The organism is Pseudomonas sp. CDFA 610 (assembly GCF_021147865.1).
Taxonomy (GTDB): Bacteria; Pseudomonadota; Gammaproteobacteria; order Pseudomonadales; family Pseudomonadaceae; genus Aquipseudomonas; species Aquipseudomonas alliivorans.
Genome location: NZ_JAGTPM010000026.1, coordinates 1 through 1,078 on the forward strand (window position 1 = coordinate 1; position 1,078 = coordinate 1,078).

Annotated in this window: 1 protein-coding gene; it reads right to left on the bottom strand. The window is 59.4% G+C overall.

The window, feature by feature from the left end; all coding sequences use genetic code 11:
• Nucleotides 1-1,078 (bottom strand): copper resistance system multicopper oxidase (locus tag KDX39_RS26290; RefSeq protein WP_231662369.1); only part of this gene is annotated, 1,078 nt, incomplete at both ends.

Here is a 1,078-nt window from a genome sequence, read left to right on the forward strand (position 1 = left end):
ACCCATCTCCATGTGGTAGAGCAGGTGACAGTGATAGGCCCAGCGCCCCAGGGCATCAGCGGTGACACGGTAGCTGCGCTTGGAGCCTGGCGGCATATCGATGGTGTGCTTGCGCACCCTGAAGTTTCCGTCCTCGTCCTCCAGGTCACTCCACATCCCATGCAGATGGATCGGGTGAGTCATCATCGTGTCGTTCACTAGCACGATTCTCACCCGCTCGCCGTATTTGAGTACCAGAGGTTGAGCGTCCGCGAATTTGATGCCATCAAACGACCAGGCAAATTTTTCCATGTGCCCCGTCAGGTGGAGCTCAATGGTCCGGCTCGGCTCACGCCCGTCAGGGTCTTCGAAAGTGCTTTTAAGGTCGGCATAGGTGAGCACCTTGCGCCCGTTATTACGCAGGCCCAGGCCAGGATCGTTCAGCTTGGCGGTGGGGCTCATGGCCTGCATGTCCACCAGCGGGTTGTTTTTCTCGCTGGCAGGGTGGCTCTGCATCACCATGCCGCCCATGCCGCCCATCGAACCATGGTCCATGCCCGACATAGCGCCGTGGTCCATACCCTGCATGGTCGACATTTTGCTGTGGTCCATGGCGGCAATAGAATTGCCCCCCATGCTGCTCATGGTCTGCATGCCGTCGTCGGTACCCGAATCCATGCTGCCATGGTCCATACCACCCATACCCATATCGTCCATCGTGACCAGCGGACGAGGATCAAGGGGGGGAACCTGGGCTACCAAGCCTTCCCGCACGGCCAGGGTGCCGCGGGCGTAGCCCGTGCGATCCATGGATTGAGCAAAGACCGTGTACGCCTCGGCAGTGGGCTCAACGATCACATCGAAGGTTTCGGCCACGGCGATGCGTAATTCATCGACCTCAACCGGGTTCACATACAGGCCATCCGACGCTACCACGGTCATTTTCAGGCCTGGAATACGGATGTCGAAGTACGTCATGGCCGAGCCGTTGATGAACCGAAGGCGCAGCTTTTCGCCAGGACGGAACAAGCCGGTCCAGTTCATATTGGGGGCCTGACCATTGAGCAGGTACGTGTAGGTGGCCCCGCTCACGTCCGCA